The 18,697-nt window shown below is 51.5% G+C and carries 19 protein-coding genes; 10 read left to right on the forward strand and 9 right to left on the reverse strand.

Annotated elements, in window-relative coordinates; all coding sequences use genetic code 11:
* The first annotated feature begins 209 nt into the window (after nt 1-209).
* From ACTS3T_RS18240 to ACTS3T_RS18265, 6 genes are all read left to right on the forward strand, one after another.
* Nucleotides 210-1,181 carry a COX15/CtaA family protein gene (locus tag ACTS3T_RS18240; RefSeq protein ID WP_377963437.1) on the forward strand — a complete coding sequence of 324 codons (972 nt, stop codon included), beginning with the start codon at nt 210-212 and terminating at the stop codon, nt 1,179-1,181.
* Between the two features lie 93 nt (nt 1,182-1,274).
* A complete protein-coding gene (locus ACTS3T_RS18245) occupies nt 1,275-2,255 on the forward strand; it encodes a heme o synthase (RefSeq protein WP_377963435.1) in 981 nt (326 codons plus the stop codon).
* A 104-nt stretch (nt 2,256-2,359) separates the two neighbouring features.
* Nucleotides 2,360-3,388 (forward strand): ABC transporter ATP-binding protein, encoded by a 1,029-nt coding sequence (locus tag ACTS3T_RS18250; RefSeq protein WP_377963433.1) that lies wholly within the window; start codon nt 2,360-2,362, stop codon nt 3,386-3,388.
* 55 nt (nt 3,389-3,443) lie between these two features.
* Nucleotides 3,444-4,382, forward strand: a complete 939-nt coding sequence (locus tag ACTS3T_RS18255) for an ABC transporter permease (RefSeq protein ID WP_377963431.1) — start codon at nt 3,444-3,446, stop codon at nt 4,380-4,382.
* Between the two features lie 115 nt (nt 4,383-4,497).
* Nucleotides 4,498-4,863 carry a hypothetical protein gene (locus ACTS3T_RS18260; protein WP_377963429.1) on the forward strand — a complete coding sequence of 122 codons (366 nt, stop codon included), beginning with the start codon at nt 4,498-4,500 and terminating at the stop codon, nt 4,861-4,863.
* A 388-nt stretch (nt 4,864-5,251) separates the two neighbouring features.
* Nucleotides 5,252-7,357 (forward strand): BRCT domain-containing protein, encoded by a 2,106-nt coding sequence (locus ACTS3T_RS18265; protein WP_377963427.1) that lies wholly within the window; start codon nt 5,252-5,254, stop codon nt 7,355-7,357.
* 37 nt (nt 7,358-7,394) lie between these two features.
* Here ACTS3T_RS18265 and ACTS3T_RS18270 read toward each other — a convergent pair whose 3' ends face one another.
* Both ACTS3T_RS18270 and ACTS3T_RS18275 read right to left on the reverse strand, forming a co-directional pair.
* Nucleotides 7,395-7,832: a DUF6691 family protein gene (locus ACTS3T_RS18270; RefSeq protein ID WP_377963425.1), complete on the reverse strand. Its 438-nt coding sequence runs from the start codon at nt 7,830-7,832 to the stop codon at nt 7,395-7,397.
* A gap of 44 nt (nt 7,833-7,876) precedes the next feature.
* Nucleotides 7,877-8,299 (reverse strand): YeeE/YedE family protein, encoded by a 423-nt coding sequence (locus ACTS3T_RS18275; RefSeq protein WP_377963423.1) that lies wholly within the window; start codon nt 8,297-8,299, stop codon nt 7,877-7,879.
* A gap of 317 nt (nt 8,300-8,616) precedes the next feature.
* Between ACTS3T_RS18275 and ACTS3T_RS18280 the strand changes: the two genes are divergently transcribed.
* The 4 genes from ACTS3T_RS18280 to ACTS3T_RS18295 all read left to right on the forward strand — a co-directional run bounded on the left by ACTS3T_RS18280 (nt 8,617) and on the right by ACTS3T_RS18295 (nt 14,020).
* Nucleotides 8,617-8,913: a Nif11-like leader peptide family natural product precursor gene (locus ACTS3T_RS18280; RefSeq protein WP_377963421.1), complete on the forward strand. Its 297-nt coding sequence runs from the start codon at nt 8,617-8,619 to the stop codon at nt 8,911-8,913.
* Between the two features lie 118 nt (nt 8,914-9,031).
* On the forward strand, nt 9,032-9,442 hold the full coding sequence (locus tag ACTS3T_RS18285) for an ArsR/SmtB family transcription factor (protein ID WP_377963419.1): 411 nt from the start codon (nt 9,032-9,034) through the stop codon (nt 9,440-9,442).
* A gap of 95 nt (nt 9,443-9,537) precedes the next feature.
* Nucleotides 9,538-11,841: a response regulator gene (locus tag ACTS3T_RS18290; protein WP_377963417.1), complete on the forward strand. Its 2,304-nt coding sequence runs from the start codon at nt 9,538-9,540 to the stop codon at nt 11,839-11,841.
* 79 nt (nt 11,842-11,920) lie between these two features.
* Nucleotides 11,921-14,020 (forward strand): FAD-dependent oxidoreductase, encoded by a 2,100-nt coding sequence (locus ACTS3T_RS18295; protein WP_377963415.1) that lies wholly within the window; start codon nt 11,921-11,923, stop codon nt 14,018-14,020.
* A gap of 148 nt (nt 14,021-14,168) precedes the next feature.
* Here the strand turns inward: ACTS3T_RS18295 and ACTS3T_RS18300 are convergent, their stop codons facing one another.
* The 7 genes from ACTS3T_RS18300 to ACTS3T_RS18330 all read right to left on the reverse strand — a co-directional run bounded on the left by ACTS3T_RS18300 (nt 14,169) and on the right by ACTS3T_RS18330 (nt 18,666).
* A complete protein-coding gene (locus tag ACTS3T_RS18300; protein WP_377963413.1) occupies nt 14,169-14,486 on the reverse strand; it encodes a YdhR family protein in 318 nt (105 codons plus the stop codon).
* A 64-nt stretch (nt 14,487-14,550) separates the two neighbouring features.
* Nucleotides 14,551-15,297 (reverse strand): rhomboid family intramembrane serine protease, encoded by a 747-nt coding sequence (locus tag ACTS3T_RS18305; RefSeq protein WP_377963411.1) that lies wholly within the window; start codon nt 15,295-15,297, stop codon nt 14,551-14,553.
* Between the two features lie 105 nt (nt 15,298-15,402).
* A complete protein-coding gene (locus tag ACTS3T_RS18310) occupies nt 15,403-16,149 on the reverse strand; it encodes an SDR family NAD(P)-dependent oxidoreductase (protein ID WP_377963409.1) in 747 nt (248 codons plus the stop codon).
* Nucleotides 16,150-16,216: 67 nt separating this feature from the next.
* Nucleotides 16,217-17,065 (reverse strand): DUF4388 domain-containing protein, encoded by an 849-nt coding sequence (locus tag ACTS3T_RS18315; protein ID WP_377963407.1) that lies wholly within the window; start codon nt 17,063-17,065, stop codon nt 16,217-16,219.
* Between the two features lie 40 nt (nt 17,066-17,105).
* Nucleotides 17,106-17,654 carry a GTP-binding protein gene (locus tag ACTS3T_RS18320; RefSeq protein WP_377963405.1) on the reverse strand — a complete coding sequence of 183 codons (549 nt, stop codon included), beginning with the start codon at nt 17,652-17,654 and terminating at the stop codon, nt 17,106-17,108.
* Between the two features lie 91 nt (nt 17,655-17,745).
* Nucleotides 17,746-18,117 (reverse strand): roadblock/LC7 domain-containing protein, encoded by a 372-nt coding sequence (locus tag ACTS3T_RS18325; protein ID WP_377963403.1) that lies wholly within the window; start codon nt 18,115-18,117, stop codon nt 17,746-17,748.
* Nucleotides 18,118-18,183: 66 nt separating this feature from the next.
* Nucleotides 18,184-18,666: a hypothetical protein gene (locus ACTS3T_RS18330; RefSeq protein ID WP_377963401.1), complete on the reverse strand. Its 483-nt coding sequence runs from the start codon at nt 18,664-18,666 to the stop codon at nt 18,184-18,186.
* Nucleotides 18,667-18,697: the final 31 nt, after the last annotated feature.

Here is an 18,697-nt window from a genome sequence, read left to right on the forward strand (position 1 = left end):
TAAGTCGAAATCGAAAACGTTTCTGTGGATTTTTAGGCTTTTAAAGTTTTTGACTCTAAATCTGAAGTAGCGCACTCAGTCATCTGGCAGTATTGCTGCAAAAGTGGCTTGTCAAAAGCACTCCATCCCTAGCGGCACAGTGTTCTCTTGAAATCCACTGAATTTTTAACCATTGCTAATTTTTTGTTGCCCCCTAAAACGAGGCATTCATGACTAACTTGACAACAAACGTTGGATTTTCCACCGCTCACTCAATTAAAAAAACTGCACCACAAAACCAGCCTCAAATCTGGATTCGGCGTCTTATTTGGAAAATGGCGATCGCGACTTTGGCGCTCATGGCTGTCGGCAGCGCCACGCGGGTGATGAATGCCGGACTCGCCTGTCCAGACTGGCCGCTGTGCTACGGGCAACTCATTCCCCAGCAACAGATGAACTTACAGGTTTTTTTAGAATGGTTTCACCGTTTAGATGCGGCTTTAATTGGGTTGATGGCGATCGCCTTATGCGGCCTTTGCCTGTGGTTTCGACAGCAACTCCCTGGCTGGTTGCCCTGGGGGGCTAGCGCAGCTCTCTTGCTAATTGTGTTTCAAGGTGTTTTAGGTGGGTTGACCGTGACCCAACTGCTGCGGTTTGACATTGTCACCGCTCATTTGGGCACAGCCTTGCTATTTTTTATGACGCTGCTGGTTATGGGCACTGCCTTGTTGCCCTATCGAGGCACTGGTACGGTAGGCAAACTGCCGTGGATCAGCCTTACAGCGGCGGTTCTGGTATACCTGCAAAGTCTGCTTGGGGGCTTGGTGGCTTCTCGGTGGGCTGCGCATCAGTGCTTTGGTGCCAACCAGCTTTGCAGCGTGATGAACAGCCACATTATTGGGGTTGTTCCGCCTACGGTCGTGACGGTGTTACTAGTAGGGCTAGCTTGGCGCACACCCGCCCTTAATCACTGGCTACGACAACTGGCTAATATCGCAGGGGCGTTAGTCGGCTTGCAAGTTTTGCTCGGCATCGCTACTTTTCGGCTGCATTTACAGGTTGAACCCTTGACAGTTGCCCATCAAGCAATGGGAGCCGTTTTGCTGGGTACGCTGGTGTGCTTTACGGTATTGGCTTGGCGCGATCGCGCGATCGCCCTTCAGTTCAACGCTTCTGAAGCTGAAGTCACAGCAGCCTCGTAGGCTTATCTAACCCTGTGTGCCGATAACAGCAGCCTGCACCTGCAACGATCAACAACAGCTTTTCGCTGAATGAACTTAGGTAGGAATGATTTCATGCAAGATTTGACAACTTGGACAAATGCCATCCGCCACGACAATCTAGGGCAAGTCCTTAAAAGCTACTGGCAATTAACCAAACCAAGAATTATTCCACTACTGCTGATTGAAACAGCCGCCAGTATGTGGGTAGCGGCTCACGGACAGGTTGATCCGTTTTTGTTGCTGATTACCCTGCTCAGTGGAGCTTTAGCCGCCGCCTCAGCCCAGGTGATCAACTGCATCTATGACCAAGATATTGATTACGACATGGAGCGTACCCGCCATCGACCCATGCCATCAGGGCGAGTGCAGGCTCGCGACGCGCTGCTGTTCGCCATTGTTTTAGCGGTGCTATCCTTCACGCTGCTAACCACCTTTGCCAATTTGCTCAGTGCTTGTCTGGCGCTGTCAGGCATCGTGGTTTATGTGTTGGTCTATACCCACTGGTTGAAGCGATCGTCTTCACTCAATATCGTCATTGGGGGTGCGGCGGGGGCAATTCCTCCTTTGGTAGGCTGGGCCGCCGTGACGGGGAGTTTGAGCTGGGCGGCTTGGGTCATTTTTGCCATTGTTTTTGTCTGGACACCGCCGCATTTTTGGGGATTGGCTATGGTGATTCGAGACGATTATGCCAAAGTTGGTATTCCCATGCTGCCCGTGGTGGTGGGCAATGAAGCCACTGCCAAACAAATCTGGATTTACACGTTGCTATTGGTTCCTACGACCTTGCTACTGGTTTATCCGTTAGGCGTTGCAGGGGCTTTGTACGGTGCGCTGGCGCTGGGGCTAGGGAGTTTGTTTCTCAAAAAAGCTTGGCAGCTCTTGCAAACGCCTGAAGATTTGACACGGGCGCGATCGCTGTTTAAGTTTTCCATTTTTTACATGATGCTGCTTTCGGCCAGCTTAGTGATTGACAGTTTGCCCATCACCCATCAGCTAATTGCTTTAGGACAGGCACAAATCAACGCTTTGGCCACCGCCTTCGCTTGCCTCTAAGCCAGATTGACCCACCAGGATCGCTGTCACTGACGCCCTAAATCCGGCATGACTTCGATAGTATTAAGTTAATAAAAGCTGCGATTTAATCTACGGCGTCTGCTATGTCTCCTGCGGTTGAAATTCAAGGTTTACAAAAGCGATACGGCACTGTCGAAGCCGTCAAACAAGTCTCTTTGTCCATTCAGCCCGGAGAAATCTTCGGGCTATTGGGGCCAAATGGAGCGGGTAAAACGACCACAATTCGTTGCCTCTGCACACTGACCAAGCCGGATGCAGGCATTCTAAAAGTCAACGGGGTATCAGTTTTAGAGCGACCTCGTTTGGCACGTCAGTATTTGGGCTATATCGCCCAAGAGGTGGCTTTAGACAAAGTGCTAACCGGGCGAGAACTGCTCCAGCTCCAAGCAGCGCTTTATCACATCCCAGCCAAAGTCGCCAAAGCTCGCATCGATCAAATGCTGGCGCTGTTGGATATTGCAGCCTATGGCGACCAAAAAACAGGTACTTACTCAGGGGGGCTGCGTAAACGCTTAGATTTAGCGGCTGGCTTGCTACATCAACCCGATGTGCTGGTGCTGGATGAACCCACGGTCGGTCTAGACATTGAAAGTCGAGCAGCCATCTGGCAATTTCTGCGACAGCTCAAAGCCGCAGGCACCACGGTATTAATTACCAGCCACTATTTAGAGGAAATTGATGCCCTAGCCGATCGCGTTGCTATTATCGATCGCGGTGAAGTCATTGCTACCGGAACCCCTAGCGATCTCAAAGATAAAGTGGGGGGCGATCGTATTACCCTGCGTATTCGCGAGTTTACGTCTGGCGATGAAGCTGAAAGTGCCAGACAGCTCCTCGAACCTTTGGACTTTGTTCAAGAAGTAATTGTCAATCCGGCTCAGGGCAATTCTCTCAACCTTGTGGTTGACCCACAATCAGACGCGCTACTCAACGTACAGCAAGCGCTTAAGCAATCTGGCCTACCCGTTTTTGGCATTTCTCAGGCTCGCCCTAGTTTAGACGATGTTTACTTAGCGGCAACCGGACGCACCTTGATCGACGCCGAACTGGCGGCTGTGGGGAGCCGCGATCTCAAAGCCGAGCGCAAGCAACAGATGAAAGGCGTTTCCTAAAACAGCTCCCATTCATTGAACCTTTGTATCAACCCTTAGTTGCCCCAAAAAGCTTATGAGTAGCACCATCACCCCTAGCAAAAATCGCGATGACGCCAGTGCTGAAGCACTTTCAATCGCTAATGCTGAACTACAACAATGGAAAACATCAGCGATCGCGGCTGAACAGTCTTTACCGGGTGTGTTTTCGGCTGAATTCCTTCAAGAAACGCTAGCGCTCACCCGGCGGTTATTTATTCAGCTACAGCGCCGCCCGTCTACCCTGATTGCTGGGGTGATTCAACCGTTGATGTGGCTGATTTTGTTTGGTGCCCTGTTCCAAAATATTCCAGCAGGGCTGTTTGGCGAAAGTCAAAACTACGGGCAGTTTTTAGGGGCGGGAATTATTGTCTTTACCGCCTTTGCTGGAGCACTCAACGCTGGGTTGCCCGTCATGTTCGATCGCGAGTTTGGCTTTCTCAACCGTTTGCTAGTTGCGCCGCTGGCGTCTCGCTTTTCAATTGTGGTTGCCTCAGCTTTATTTATCGCTGCTATGAGTTTTGTGCAAACGGCGGCGATTGTTATCGCCAGCGCTTTTTTAGGGGCGGGTTTACCCTCTGCTGCCGGACTAATGCTAATGGCACTGATCGTATTTACATTAGTGTTGGGGGTTACTGCGCTGAGCCTGGGTTTGGCATTTGCCCTACCCGGCCACATTGAACTGATCGCGGTTATTTTCGTGACTAACCTGCCGCTGCTGTTTTCTAGCACAGCTCTGGTGCCGATTACGTTTATGCCCCGTTGGTTGCAGGTAGTGGCTAGTCTTAATCCTTTAAGCTATGCGATCGAACCCATTCGCTACCTTTATTTGCACGAAAGCTGGAGTTTCGCCAGCCCAGTCTTACAAGCCCCTTGGGGTAGCGTTAGTTTAGGAATGTCTCTGGTGATTTTAGTTGGCTTTAGTGCGATCGCCCTGACGCTCATTCAGCCTTTGCTACGCCGTCGCATTGCTTAGAATCACCACTGTTGGCGGGAGCAATTTTCGCTTGAGCAACGTCACCTCTTCTGAAAACATCGTCCCCATTGGGGTTTATCGTCGAATATTTTCCACATTGAAGGAGAGCTTAACCATGTCACGTTTTCGGTCATACCTTGCTTTGGCACTAACAGGAGGGTTAACCAGCTTGGGGATGGCCGCGCTGGCACCCAAAGCAGTCGCCCAAGACATAGAAACAACGGTCGATCCGCTAGAAGATTTTCGCACCCGTGACGACGGCAACGACCCGTTTTCTGATTCGTCTTTGAGTCCACTGGATATTATTCATCGCATCAATCTGAGTGGCGACCTGAACACGGCGGAGTATCGCCAGCGCCAGCAAGAAAGCATCAGCAGCGAAGCGCTCAACTTTCGGCAGCAGCAGCTTGAGGCGCTTGGTGAGCAACCTTTAAGACTTCAGTTTGAGCCGACTCCGGCAGCAGCCCCCAGCGAACCTTAGTTTTCGGGTTGGTTTACTCTAAGTTCAATGGGTCAATTCGTCTGCATACAGACGGGGGGCGATCGCCTGCCGTTTATTTCATGCTTGGGTAGTTGAAACCTATCTATGTAATATGGCTGCTATGGCTCAAGGTAGAAAGCTGGGGGCAAAGAGCAGAAAGAAAGCTTTCTGTCAGCGGTTTGCAGCCATTGAAATGTCTCAACGCTGGTGGCTACCGTCATAGAAAAGAGTAACTGTTGCAGGCTGTTACCAATTACGTGCAGTTACGGGCTAAACGCGTATGATAAAAAACCTAAGTCTAATTAGGGGTTGAGCAGCGCTGGCTAGAGTCTTGAACATCACTGGGTTGCTGGACTGAGCAAACCCCCGTCAACAAGGGAGTCAAGCCATGAGCTATGAACTAAATTACGAATGGATTGGCATTGCTGTTGCCTTTGCACTGCTGCTTTTTTTGCGCATTCGTCGCGATCGCCGCCACCGTCTCCAAGCTGCCCAAGAAGCAGAACAGCAGCAGGCGTTACAGTCCCAAGTTGCCGCCCTCAACCAGGACAATCAAAACTTAAAGGAAGCGCTGGAGCTAGCTAAAACAACGGTTGAGTCGCTACAGTCGCAAATAGCAGACCTGACTCAAACCGGAGAGACGCTTAGTCAAACGCTGCAACAGGCTAACGCAGAAGCGGTTGAACTCAAAACTCAGATTGCTAACCTAGAAAGCCAAAAGCAAACGTTAGAAACCGACCTGACTCAGCAGCGCCAACTTACTCAGCAAGAACAGCAAAAATTAGATTCAATCACTCAGGCCAAAGTCCAGCTAGAACAAGCCCAGCAAGATAACCAAACAGCGATCGCAGCGCTACAGCAACAGGTTACCAATGCCCAGCAACAGCAGCAACGCTTAGCAGAGCTTGAAGCCGAACTTCAGCAAGCCCAAGCCGCCGCCAATGATCTACAGCGGCAGATCGACGCATTAACCCAAGAAAACTCTACGCTGCAAGCGACTGCCCAAACCCAAACAGACGCTTTCAACCAGATGCAGCAGCAAGCCGCGATCGCTCAGCAAGCGCAGCAGCAGCAGCTAGAAAGCCTGGAAAATCAGTTGAACCAGCACCAAGCAACTGCCACTACCCTACAGCAACAGATCGACCACTTAAGCCAGGAAAACTCTAGCTTACAGCAGTCCACACAGCAAAACGAGACTGCCTTCACTGAGCTACAGCAGCAGCAGCAAACGCTTACCACCCAGCGAGACCAGCTACAACAGGATCTGCACAGCGCCCAGGCCGCTGCGGCTGAGCAAATTGAGCAGATACAAACCCTCACTCACACGCAAAAGCAGTTGCAAGCTGATCTGGCAGCGGCTGAATCCAGGCTTAGCGAATCTCAAACTCAAATTCAAGCCCTAGAGCAGCAACGCCATCAGCTTACCCAGGCTTTAGAAGCCGATGGCGCTGCTTCTGCCTCACTCAGTCAACAAATTCAGGCGCTCAGCCAAGAACGCGATCGCCTCGCCCAAGCGAGTCAAGCCGCTCAAGCAGAGGCAGCAACCTGGCAACAGCAGCAAACCGAACTTGAACAGCAAAATGCAGCCCTCAGTGAAGCCAAACAACAAGCCACTCAACAAATTGAACAGCTAGAAACCCAGCTCGTTCAGTGGCGCGATCGCGCCGAGCAAGAAGCCCAAACGGCTAAAGCCGCGATCGCCACTTTGCAAACCCAAGCCGACCAGTTGGCGCAAGAAAACCAATCGCTCACCCAAGCCCTTGAGCAAGCAGAAGCCGCCGCCACTCAGCAGCAGCAGCAACTTGCCACCTTGAGCGCGACCCAGGCAACGCTGACTCAGCAAATTGAAACATCCGATCAGGCCAGCCAAACCCTACAGCAGCAGTTAGCGGCTCTCAACCATGACAAAGCCGCTTTAGAAGAAGCCCTCAAACTCGGACAAGCTGTTGTCGCCTCTTTGGAAGCCCAAGTACAAACCCTTACCCAAGAGAATCAGCGGCTAGCCGATCAAGTGCAGCTCACGTCTACCCAGGTTAGCCCTGAAGCCGATGAAGCAACGGCTGCAACTGAAGCAGAAGACTCTTCTGAGAGGAGCGACACAGCAGCAGACCGCCCAGAGCCGCCCCCGCCAGAACCGAGCACAGCCGAGGAAACTGAAGCCGCCAGCCAATCGGCGATCGCCGACGACGACAGCATGGCCACCCCTGAAGCGATCGAACAGCCAACTCCGGCACCAAAGCCAACTGCCGCCAAAGCCGCCATTGCAGATAAAAGTTTCGTTCTCACCGGAACCCTGACCCTCTTAGGGTATGAGCAAGTCAGCGAACTGATTCAAAAGGCAGGTGGCCGCATCAACAAAATGCCAAGTGCGAAGACCGACTATATCGTGGTCGGGCAAAACCCTGGTGGCAAGCTTAAAAAAGCGGAAAAACACAACATTACCCAGCTAACAGAAGAGCAGTTGCTAGCGCTATTAGATATTGATGCTGATTAACATCGCCCAGGTACTTTGTCTGGCGGGCAGGCTCCGATCATGAACCGCTAGGCGACTTAGCCCACCAAGCGGCTAGCTTTTTGTTAGCTAGGGAGCCTGCTAGCAAAGCTGCCATAAAGATCACCGGATTCCAACTGCCCAACACCAGTGCCACGATACCAGGGCCAGGACAGTAGCCAGCAATGCCCCAACCAACGCCAAACAAAGCGGCTCCGCTCACCAACGACCAGTCCACATCAAGGCGGGTTGGTAAGTGAAATTTTTCCGCTAGCAGGGGATGGGGCAACTGCAACACAAAGCGAAAAGCAACCACCGTCACAGCTACCGCCCCGACTAGCACCAACAGCAGGGTTGGATCCCAGGTGCCAGTAATATCTAAGAAATTCAACACGCGATCGCGATCAATCATCTGCGACCAGCCCAACCCCAAACCAAAGATCATGCCAGAAACGAAAGCCAGTAAATTTTGTTTCATCGTCAGCTTACTTCTTACTTCACCTCAGGCTTTTGCCAGTCAATTCACCCAGGGATGACATGGCGCGTTAAAAACACCGTGATCAGGCCAGTCGTCAAAAAAACCAAAACTGCCACTAGCGATCGCCCTGAAAGCCGTCCTAACCCACAGACCCCGTGTCCGCTGGTGCAACCACTGCCCAAGCGGGTACCAAAACCGACCAAAAACCCACCGATAATCATGGCGCTAGGGGAAAAGGTAGAAGTCGGTGTCGGCTGGGTCGCCAATCCATATTCGTAGAGCGCTCCTCCGAGCAACAGACCAGCGATAAAAAACCAGCGCCAAATTTCTGAACGGGTAAACGCGATCGCGCCATTGACAATGCCGCTAATTCCGGCAATACGACCGTTAAAGGCTAGAAGCAAGGTTGCACTAAGGCCAATCAAAGCCCCCCCGGTCAACGCTGTCATCCAGTTAAACGCCACCATAACCCCTTCCTACCCTTCAATCTCCATTAACTTTAGAGCCAGCACCGAGCCAAACTTGTTGGTTATTCCTTACCAGTGTGCCCTCTCATTTTATTTTATCGCCATTTAGTTATATAGCCTGAAAAGAGGATAACGAAAAAGAATATTGGCAGTGCAAACCGCGATCGCCCCAATATGCCTGCCCGTTCAATATTAAGCAGTCGAAACAAAAACAAAGCTTTTGGCAACAGTTGTGTAATTTCGTTAGCAAACCTGAGAGGGTCACGATATCGTGAAATTAAAAGCGTCAACACTGTAGCTCTGACTACAGAATTTGTATGTCTAAAGAAAGTGTTTTTAACTTTTTCCAACGGGCTGCTAAAAATGAGCAGGTTAAAGGCAAATTGCAAAACGTCACCAGCCCCGAAGAGCTAGTCGAACTGGGCAACCAAGAAGGTTTTGAGTTTTCAACTCAGCATGTTGATGAAGCGCTCAGTGATTTGCAAGAAAAACCCGGCTTCTTCAAAGCTTTAGCAGAAGCGTTTATTGAAATTTTTAGTCCCGCGCAGGACGACTATCCGGCCAGTGGCGTGCAGCCTTTTAGCGGTGAAATTAACCGCCGCTCCCATTCGTAGTCTAGATTAAACAGGCCAACTCACCCTCAGCGGCTAACCACTGGGCAGGCAGTAGTCATCAACTACTGTTCAGTAATATAATGGAAGCATTGCTACACGCGTAGTCTCTTAGCTGCTAATGGTTGGCCAAACAACTCCGAAAAAATCGCATCTCTCTTCAACGTTGTTAGACGACTGCAAAGTTTCCAAGCTTTCTCCGGCTGCTTTGGGGCTGATGGCGGAATTTTTCAAAGTTTTATCTGAAGCCAGTCGCTTGCAAATTTTGTGTGCGTTAAAAGCCGGATCCAAAAATGTGACAGAGATCATTGAAGTCACCGGCTTAGGGCAAGCCAATGTGTCTAAGCATCTTAAGATGCTGGCGCAAGCGGGCATTGTCTCTCGCCGCCAGCAGGGGGTCTGCGTTTATTATCAAATTGCCAATCCCTTTATTTTTGAACTTTGCGAACTGGTTTGCGACGCCCTTTCTATTCAGCTTGAACAGCAAAACCGTCAGTTTGAGCAGTTAGATGTCATGCGCCAAGGTCGGTAACGCCGCCGTTAGCTTCAAAGTCTGGCTCAACTTCCCGGCATCTTCTCGATTCGACCAGTAAGCTAAGGGCAAAGCCGCCAGAACTGGAAATTGCCATGCGGGTACTGCTGATCGAAGATGACGAGATTTTAAGTGAAGTGCTGTTGCAAACGCTCAGCGAACACCGTTATGCGGTCGATCATGCCGACGACGGCCCGTTCGGTTTAGAGTATGCCCTGGGAGGCACCTACGATCTGATTTTGCTGGACGTCGGCCTTCCTCGGCTCGATGGCATTTCGGTGTGTCAAGCTTTGCGCAATGAAGGCTACACTACGCCGATCTTGCTGATGACCGCCCAAGAAGAAACTGAAGAGCGCATTCGCGGCTTAGATGCAGGCGCTGACGACTATTTGATCAAGCCTTTTGATTTGGGCGAACTGCAAGCCAGGGTCAGAGCGTTGCTGCGTCGAGGCAGCGTCACGCCGTCAACTATTTTAGAGATAGACGATCTGCGGCTTGACCCTATTTGTTGCCAGGTCACTTATCAGCAAACCCCACTTAAGCTCACCCCCAAAGAATATAGTCTGCTAGAGCTGTTTATGCGCAATCCGCAACGGGTCTTTAGCCGGGGGCAAATTGTTGAACATCTGTGGACATTTGACGATCCCCCTTTGGAAGATAGCGTCAAAGCGCACGTTAAAGGACTGCGGCGCAAACTGAAGCAAGCAGGAGCCGCCGACTGGATTGAAAATGTCTACGGGTTGGGTTATAAACTCACGCCGCAAACTGCGATCGCTTCAACCCGTCAAAACTCAGCGCCAGCCCGTCCGACAGAGCCTCCCCTAACTGGACAAACTGATTTTAATCAGGCAATGGCGGCTCTATGGCAGCAATATGCGGGACTGATGCAAACTCGCATGGCTGCGATCGCCGCTGCCGCTAGCGCCCTAGAACAAAATCAGCTTACCGACGACTTGAAAACTGCTGCTAGCACCGCAGCCCACAAGCTAGCAGGGGTTTTAGGGATGTTTGATCGCGCCGATGGCACCCAGCTTGCAAGAGCCTTAGAACACCAGTTTGCTGCCCTGGCTCAGCCTGACCCGGCTGAGGTTTTGCCGCGAGTACAACAGCTAGAAGCCTTACTAAAGCTGAACCAATCAGCTACCGCAGCCACCGCCCAACCAGAGCCGTCTTTATGGTTAATCAGCAACAACAATCAGCTACTAGAGCCGCTACAGTCTCTCAGCCAAACGGCTGACCTCCTCTGGCAGCAAATAACGACCACTGAAGCCGCTCGGCAACTTTTGCGATCGCGATCGCCAGAACTGGTTGTGCTGGATGTAGAAAATTCCCAGCAGCTACAGGCAGACTTGCCCTTACTGGCTGACTTAGCCGCGCGATCGCCTGCTGTTCCTACCCTGGTTTTAGCTCAAGCTGCGGCCTTAGGCGATCGCATCCAAATTGCCACCGTAGGCAGCCAGGGGCTTTTATCCAAACCCGTCACCGCCTCCCAGATTTGGGAACTGGCTAGCCAGTCGCTGCGCCAAAGCCGCTCACAAACTGCCACAGTGCTAGCCGTCGATGACGATCCAATTTTGCTCGCTTCACTGCGCCCTATGCTAGAACCTTGGGGGCTGCGAGTGGTTACGCTAAGTGAACCAACCCGGTTTTGGCAAGTTCTCAAAGAAACCCAGCCTGACTTAGTGGTTTTAGATGTAGAAATGCCTGGGTTTAGCGGCATTGAGCTGTGTCGAGCTGTCCGCATCGATCCCCACTGGCAAGACTTGCCCATCGTCTTTCTCACAGCGCATCAAGAGAGTGAAACCGTGCAGCAGGTCTTTGCTGCTGGAGCCGACGACTATGTCACCAAGCCTATTTTGGGGCCAGAACTACTGACGCGGCTCACCAATCGGCTAGAGCGCAACCGTCTGCTGCAAACTTTAGCCAGTCAAGACGCCAAAACGGGTTTAGCCAATCAGCCCCATTCCCAGCAACAGTTAGAGCAACTGATTCAGCAGGCTGGGGATAGACCACTGGCATTTGCCCTGTTTAAGCTGACGCAATTGCCCAATATCAATCTCCAACATGGGCATCCCTACGGTAATCAGGTACTCAGACGTTGGGGAGAACTCTTTAGGGCTTATCTACCCAGCCATGCCGTTTTAGGTTATTGGGAAAATGGTGAATTTGTGGTGGGGTTAGCCAATGCCACCGCCGACCAAGCGCCATTGGCTCCACTGCTGGCCGCTTTGCGTAAGCAGGTTTTAAGTACGCCAACAGGCACCCGTTTTCAGGTGAGCTACCAGTGGAGCGTGGTAGACACGCAAACACAAACAGCCGCTGTACCCAACCTCTATCAAGCCGCCATTGAAACTCTGTCTGCCTTTGCTGGCGCTGAGAAATTCTTGCCAAAATCCTAGTTTGAATTTTTGCCGGAAAGACTGGTCAATCCGCCGCTGAATCGGCAAACTTGGATTTATTTGCTAAGCGTTTTTCTCTATGCCCCCTCAGTCTAACGGTGTGTTTGCGGAGTCGGCTTTTACCCGGCTAGCTAACGGCGAAACCTTACAGTGTTCGATCTTGGTTGTCGGGGGGTCTTTAGCCGCCTATTCGGCAACGCTGACGGCGCTCAAGCAGAATTTGGATGTCTGTTTAGTCCAGCCTCATCGCGTTGTCGGCGGGCAGTTTACCAGTCAAGCCCTACCCGCCTCAGACGATGGTGATTTGCTGCGGCAAACGGCAGGGACTTTGCACCTAGCAGGGGAGCAGTTTGCAATTTCTAAAGCTCAGCGAGCCTTTCGTGAACGCATGCGATCGCTGCAACCTGTCCAGGGTCGCAAGGTAGACAACCCCGGTGGCAGTTGGGTGAGTCCCTTGAGCGTGACGCCCGTTGTCGCCGCCACAGCGATGAACGAAGCGATCGCCCCTTATTTAGACAACCAAAAACTCAAGCTGATAGTCGAAGCTGAACCGCTTGAAGTGTTGACAGAAACCCTCCCTGGAAAACCCCGACGGGTCACTGGCGTTGTTTTTGGCGATCGCAAACGCAATCTCAGCTTTACGGTTACCGCTAAGGTTGTGATTGAAGCCACCGATTTGGGCGATTTGCTCGAAATGGGTGAAATTGAATCACGGGTCGGCCAAGAAGCCCGCCACGAAACAGGCGAAGCTATTTTGCCAGAAGAAGCTAGACCCCAGTGCCAGCAATCTATCACTTGGGATGTCGTGGTTGAATACACCTCGCTTGAGCAAAGTAGCCCAATCAAAGCGCCTCCTGGTTATGGACGCGATCGCTGGCTGGGGGTACACGAATTTACCGAACGCTTCTGGACAAAAGATAAGCGCACAGGCTGGCAAAAGTGGGAGTTTTTAAGTGCGTTTGGCATTTTCCGGTATCGTCGCCTCGCCCGTCGCAGCCACCACGAAAAAGAGGTGCTGCCGGGGGACATCAGCGTGATCAATTGGGGCACGTCCACAGAACCCGATCGCCCCTTTTGCTGTGGCAACGACTATCGCCCTGGCAGACTGGTAGGCGTCAGCCCAGCAGAAAAGCAGTTGCACTTAAAACGCGCCCGCGATCGCACCTTTGCTTACCTCTATTATTTACAAACCCACGGTCTACCCAACTTAAAGCTGCGCGGCGACCTCACCTGGACAGCCGATGGAATGGCTTTAGAACCTTACATTCGAGAGGCACGGCGCGGCATAGCCCTCACCACCATTCGCCACGAAGATGTAGCGATGACCTTTTTCCCCCATCAGGCTCGCGCCCGCTGCTTTGACGATACAGTCGGCATTGGCCAGTATCACTACCTCGATCTGCACGGCAACGATGAACCAGGTCACGTCAGCCCCAAAGGTAAAGACGTGATTGCTTTGCCGTTCACCCTACCCTTGAGCGCTCTCGTCCCCATCGCTACAGAAGGTCTGGTGCTATCGTCTAAAAGTCTGGGCACCAGCCACATTACCAATGCCGCCTATCGGATGCATCCGGTTGAGTGGGCCATTGGCGAAGCCAGCGGTTTTTTAGCTACGTACGCTGTGTGGACGGGGTTGACCCTGCGTGAACTAGCGACTCACCCCCGTCACATTCGCAAGCTACAAGGGTTTCTCACCCGCAACGGCATCCCCATTTTTTGGTTCGACGATGTTGCTCAAGATGATCCTGATTTTGAGGCCATTCAGGTGATGGCCGCAGCGGGGATCATCCGCAGTGAAAGTCAGGCAGATCTGCACTTTCGACCCCATGCTACCGTTACGCGGGCGGTTGTTTGCACCGCTTTGGTGAACTTGTTACAGCTAGAAAAGCGCCTACCCGCTATTCCGTCTTTTTGGGATGTGCGCCCTGGAGGGCATTGGGCTTACGAAACAATTGAAACCCTTTCAGCACATCGCTTAGTCGCTGGGGTTGGCTATGGCCGCTTTGATCCAGATGCGGCTATGACTCGTGAACAGCTAGGCTTTTTGCTAAAAAAAGCAGCACCCGACGCCTATAAACAGGCTTTTGCTCAAACCCCTCAAGATAAGCAAGTTTTGCAACGGCGAGAACTTTCGCGAGTGTTGTATAGCGTGTGGCAACATCGTCTAGACGCTCTGTAATATCAATTCTCGATTTTGGATTTTCGATTTTGAATTGAACAGTCTTTGCTCCGCAGAGGTTGCGGCATTCTCATCCGTACCTTTACTTTGAAGAATCGGTGTAACCCTATCTCACGGCGGCGCAAAGAGTGCCCACAGCCCTGTTTGGCTAGCCCAATGGTGCCCGCGTAATCTGGCTGCGATCGCTGTCTACATCCAGCAGCCTGACCTGCATATTTTCCACTTCTGGCAGCGCTTTGAGGCTGGCAAAAATGGGGCCTGCGAGATAAGCCTGGGCGCTGGCCTCATCTGTAAATAGATAAACGCCGCCTGCCTCAGCCGTTGTGGCATCGTAAGTCCAGATCTTCCAAATTAAGCCAGAGACTTCAGCCGCAATGCGGTGGGCCCGCTCGGTCGCAGCTTGTGACGCTGCGGGGCTACCTGCCGCCGCATAGCTAAACAGCACTTGCACGAGTTTGTAAGCCATTTGCCAAATGCTCCCGCCTGGAGCAAGTCAACTAACCACTGGTGCCACTAGTTTATAGAAAGACCTAGCTATCTAAAGAAGATTCGTTGTCTATCGTTTCAAACTCATCTTCTGCCAGCGGTTGGTCAAATAAGCCAAAAATGGGGCCTAAAATCGCACCAAAAACAAAGCCACCTGCGTGTGCCCAATAAGCGACGCCACCGCCTTCCATACCGACATTAGCTTGAGCTTCTAAGCTGGCAAAGCCATAAAGCGCCTGCTGCACAAACCAAAAGCCCAAGTAGACAATAGCCGGAATGCGAAAAGTGGTGAAGAAAAAGCCCAGCGGCACGAAGGTGAGAATGCGTACTTTGGGATAGCGGAAAATATAAGCGCCCATTACCCCTGCGATCGCCCCACTCGCCCCTAAAGAAGGAATGATGGAACTAGCGCTAAAGTACCACTGAGCTAGTCCGGCTAGCGCTCCACAAAAGAGATAAAACAGCAAAAATTTGATTCGTCCTAGCTGTTCTTCTAAATTGTTGCCAAAGATCCACAGGTAGAGCATGTTGCCGCCTACATGCAAAAACCCGGCATGAAGAAACTGGCTGGTAAACAGCGTTTTCCATTCACTGATATTAGGTGCTGCCAGCCCCGTCTCAAAGCTAACGCTCAGTTCTTGAGGAACGATCGCCCACTGGTCAAAAAAGCTAGATAGCCCTGCTGGCGACAGCGTCAGTTCGTATAGAAAAACTAAAATATTGAGCGCAATTAGCCCATAAGTCACATAGGGCGTGATTGTAATCGGATTCTCGTCTTTAAGAGGTACCACAGCTTTACAGCCTCGACGCAACACGTAGCAGCAGGATAGCGAACAACCTGCCATTGGGTATAGTCCCATCGCTACAGGCGAGATTCATCTGTCTATTGACGTGGTTTAGCTGATTTGCTGAGTGGGGCGCACCAAAATATCGTGTACTTGCACATGGGGCGGCTGGCTAAGAATATAGGCCACGGCGTTAGCCATATCCGACGGCTGCAACACCGGAAAGCGGCTGTAAAGTTCTTGGGCTTTCTCAGCGCTGTCGTTGTATTTTTCGGCAAACTCAGTTTCTACAAAGCCGGGGCTAATCGACGAAACCCGAATATTCAGCTCTGCCGCGCGTAGCTCTTGGCGCAAACCTTCCGTTAGCGATCGCACTGCAAACTTACTTGCAGAATAGACGCCGCTGCCCCCTGGCACTCGATGACCCGACATTGAGCTGATGTGAACAATATGGCCTTGGGTTTGCCGCGATCGCATATCTTGAATCGCCTCGCGAGTGCAAATACACAGCGCCAGCACATTGACCTCTAGCATTTCGCGCCAAGCGTCAGTGCGGCCTTCGATCAACGAAGCCCGGTGACCAAGTCCAGCGTTGTTGATCAAAACATCTACGCCACCCCATCGCTGCCGAATCGCTTCAAACAGCGAAAGAATAGCCGACTCACTGCGCAAATCGGTTAACTGAGCCAGCACCTCTGCGCCAGCGGTATTTAAGTCATCCGCTAGCGCCTGTAGCTTTTGCTGGCGGCGGGCACAAACCGCAACCCGATAGTTGAGCTGAGCTAGCTTGTGGGCGATCGCCTGCCCAATGCCACTAGAAGCCCCTGTAACCAGCGCCACGGGTTGAGAGTCAAGCATGGAGAAATACCCAAAAAGCTGCATTACCCCCACTTTAGGGCAACTGGCGCTGAGCTAGCCCTAAGGGCTAATTCAATCCCTGCAGATATTGTTCTAGGCTACCCAAAAAAGCCTGACTCACCCCGGCAGTGGCAACCGTCGCTTCAGGCGCTTCTAGCTCCAACGGTAGCGCCATTGACGCCTCAATCGGCGGTAAGGTCGTCAGCGAAACTTCTTCCACCAAGCCCGCATGAATTAAGCAAAAAGCCACCTGCTGCACCTCAGGTAAGGCGCATTTGAGCTGCTGGGCGATCGCTTGCAAAGACGTTTCGCCATCGGCACAAAACCACACTTGCTGCTCAATCGGCTTGAGCCGTACGGCTGGTTGAACAACGCAGCGCGATAAACCCGACTCCGCATCTGGAAAACGGCTTTGAAGCGCCTGCCAGTTTCGCAGCGCCCTTAGCCCCGGCAAAATCACCTCCGTCGCCGCAATGCTAATGCCCGTCATCTCGCGGTAGGGCAACTTGAGACTGTCGTGAAATTGAAACCAGGCGTCTTCTAAAACAAACAAAGACCGAATCTGACGGATAACCTGGATAGAAAATAAAAGCTGGAGCTGCTCAGCAATTAAAACGCCTTTTTCTTTTAGAAACAATCCAAAAGGCCGATCATTGGGCGATCGCTGTAGCAGCTTCAGCGCACTTTCTGAGTCTAAAAGCTGGCGCTGGTCGATCAGTTTGATCAAACAGTTTTCTTGTAAATCGTTAAAGGCGCTAACAATGCGACCTTGCCGAAACCAAACAAAATAGTCTCGCGATTGAGTTGTCGCCGCCACTGGCGATCGCAAACTAAGCTGACCTGTACGACTGCCTGACTCTAACAAATGCAAAAGTTCAGGCAGAGAGTATTCCGATAAATAGCCTGTTGCCGTCATAAATTCACCCCGCTCACTCGGAAAGCCGCCGCTGCCACAGCTACCTGCTCACACTGAGAGAATTGCTGCGAAACTGTCTCAAAAGCTCGACGACGGCTTTTGCAACAGACTGGCGATCATTGGCGTTTATCCACAAAATTTTGGGCAGGGATTGCGGATTCGAAAAACCCAAGGCCACGGCAATGTTCTCAGCCCCCCAAGAACCTTCACAATCTTCATGGGTTAGTCCAATAATCATGGGGGCACGGGTGCGTCGCTGCATAAAGTTCAAAATGAGTCTGGCCTGACGAAAATCAGCAGGGCGGTGCGAAGGCACCAGCAAAATATAAGCGTGGGCTTTGCGAATGAGCATGTCCCACATAAAATCAAAGCGCGACTGCCCAGGTGTGCCGTAGAGATGAAGCACCATCTGCGGGTTAAATTGGAGTCGTCCAAAATCAAGAGCCACAGTCGTATTACGCTTTAGCTGTGATGTTTCATCCGTGGCCCGCCGATCCGTATCAACGGTTTTAATTTCGCTAATGCTACGGATAAAGGTTGATTTGCCAGCCCCCACGGGCCCTGTGACGACAAGTCGCATCACTTCCATCTGTATTGCCTTGTTCAATAAGTTTAAAGACGGTTGAAGACTGATTTTCTAGAGGTTGACACTTTCAACCAGCAGTCAACCTCTAGCGGATCTACAGCAAGACCAACCTGAGTTCTTCAACTGCACGCTTGATTTCGAGCATAAGCAATCCTTGCTTTGCCGTCCGGCTAGCCAGTACCAAAAATACGGCATCTTCACCGCAGCTCGTTAAAACGCCGTAGCCCTGATCGCCTTCAATATAAATGCGATCGATTGTGCCCCGAGACAACTCTTGGCTAATGCGCTCACCCAGCGAAAGCATCGCGGCAGACATGGCAGCTACACGTTCGTCGTCCATAGCACTTGGAATACTGGTTGCTAAGGGCAAACCATCGGGGGTTACTAACGCTGCCCCTTGAATATCGTTGGTGCTAGAGACGAAGTTTTGCAGAATTCCTTCAAGCTTTGAACTGCTAATGGACATAATTTTTCAGGCTCCTGGCCTTATAAGGGATCGCAAAAGTAATCAATGTTGTTTAGCTAAATTTGATTAGCCAAGGATGGCAAATTCAACTACATCCTGAGAGCTACCACGCAGCACAGATTCGACTTGCTTACCACGCAAACGCTTGCCTGTGACTGCTTCTAAAGCTCCTTGAAGTGCGCCTAGCGTATAAGACAACGTAATTGGTGAACCGGGAGCTTCCCCAGAGGAACAAATTGTTTCCCGGCAGGCGACGCGAAAGCCATTTTCACACTCTTCAATAGCGTCAATTAGGCAAAGCCGGGTGCCATCTTTGCCTAAGATTTTTTGCATGAGTTGAGCCACTTCTGGCAGGGGCAAGTTGCCATTGGCTAGCCCTAATTCTTCGATTAGCTGCTTACCCCGCTGGCGGCCTGCAGATACCAAAGCAATGAGGGCAGCTTTTTCGCCCAACGCTTCTTGAATACCTGTGACAACGGCTTTGAAGCAGACGATACTGCTAAAGTCACCCAGTTCTGAGCGCAGATCGTTTTCGATAGAGATAGACATTGACATCAAAAACTCCTTAGGACTTATGAAC

This window comes from Almyronema sp. (genome assembly GCF_052168255.1).
GTDB lineage: Bacteria > Cyanobacteriota > Cyanobacteriia > Phormidesmidales > Phormidesmidaceae > Sphaerothrix > Sphaerothrix epifaneia.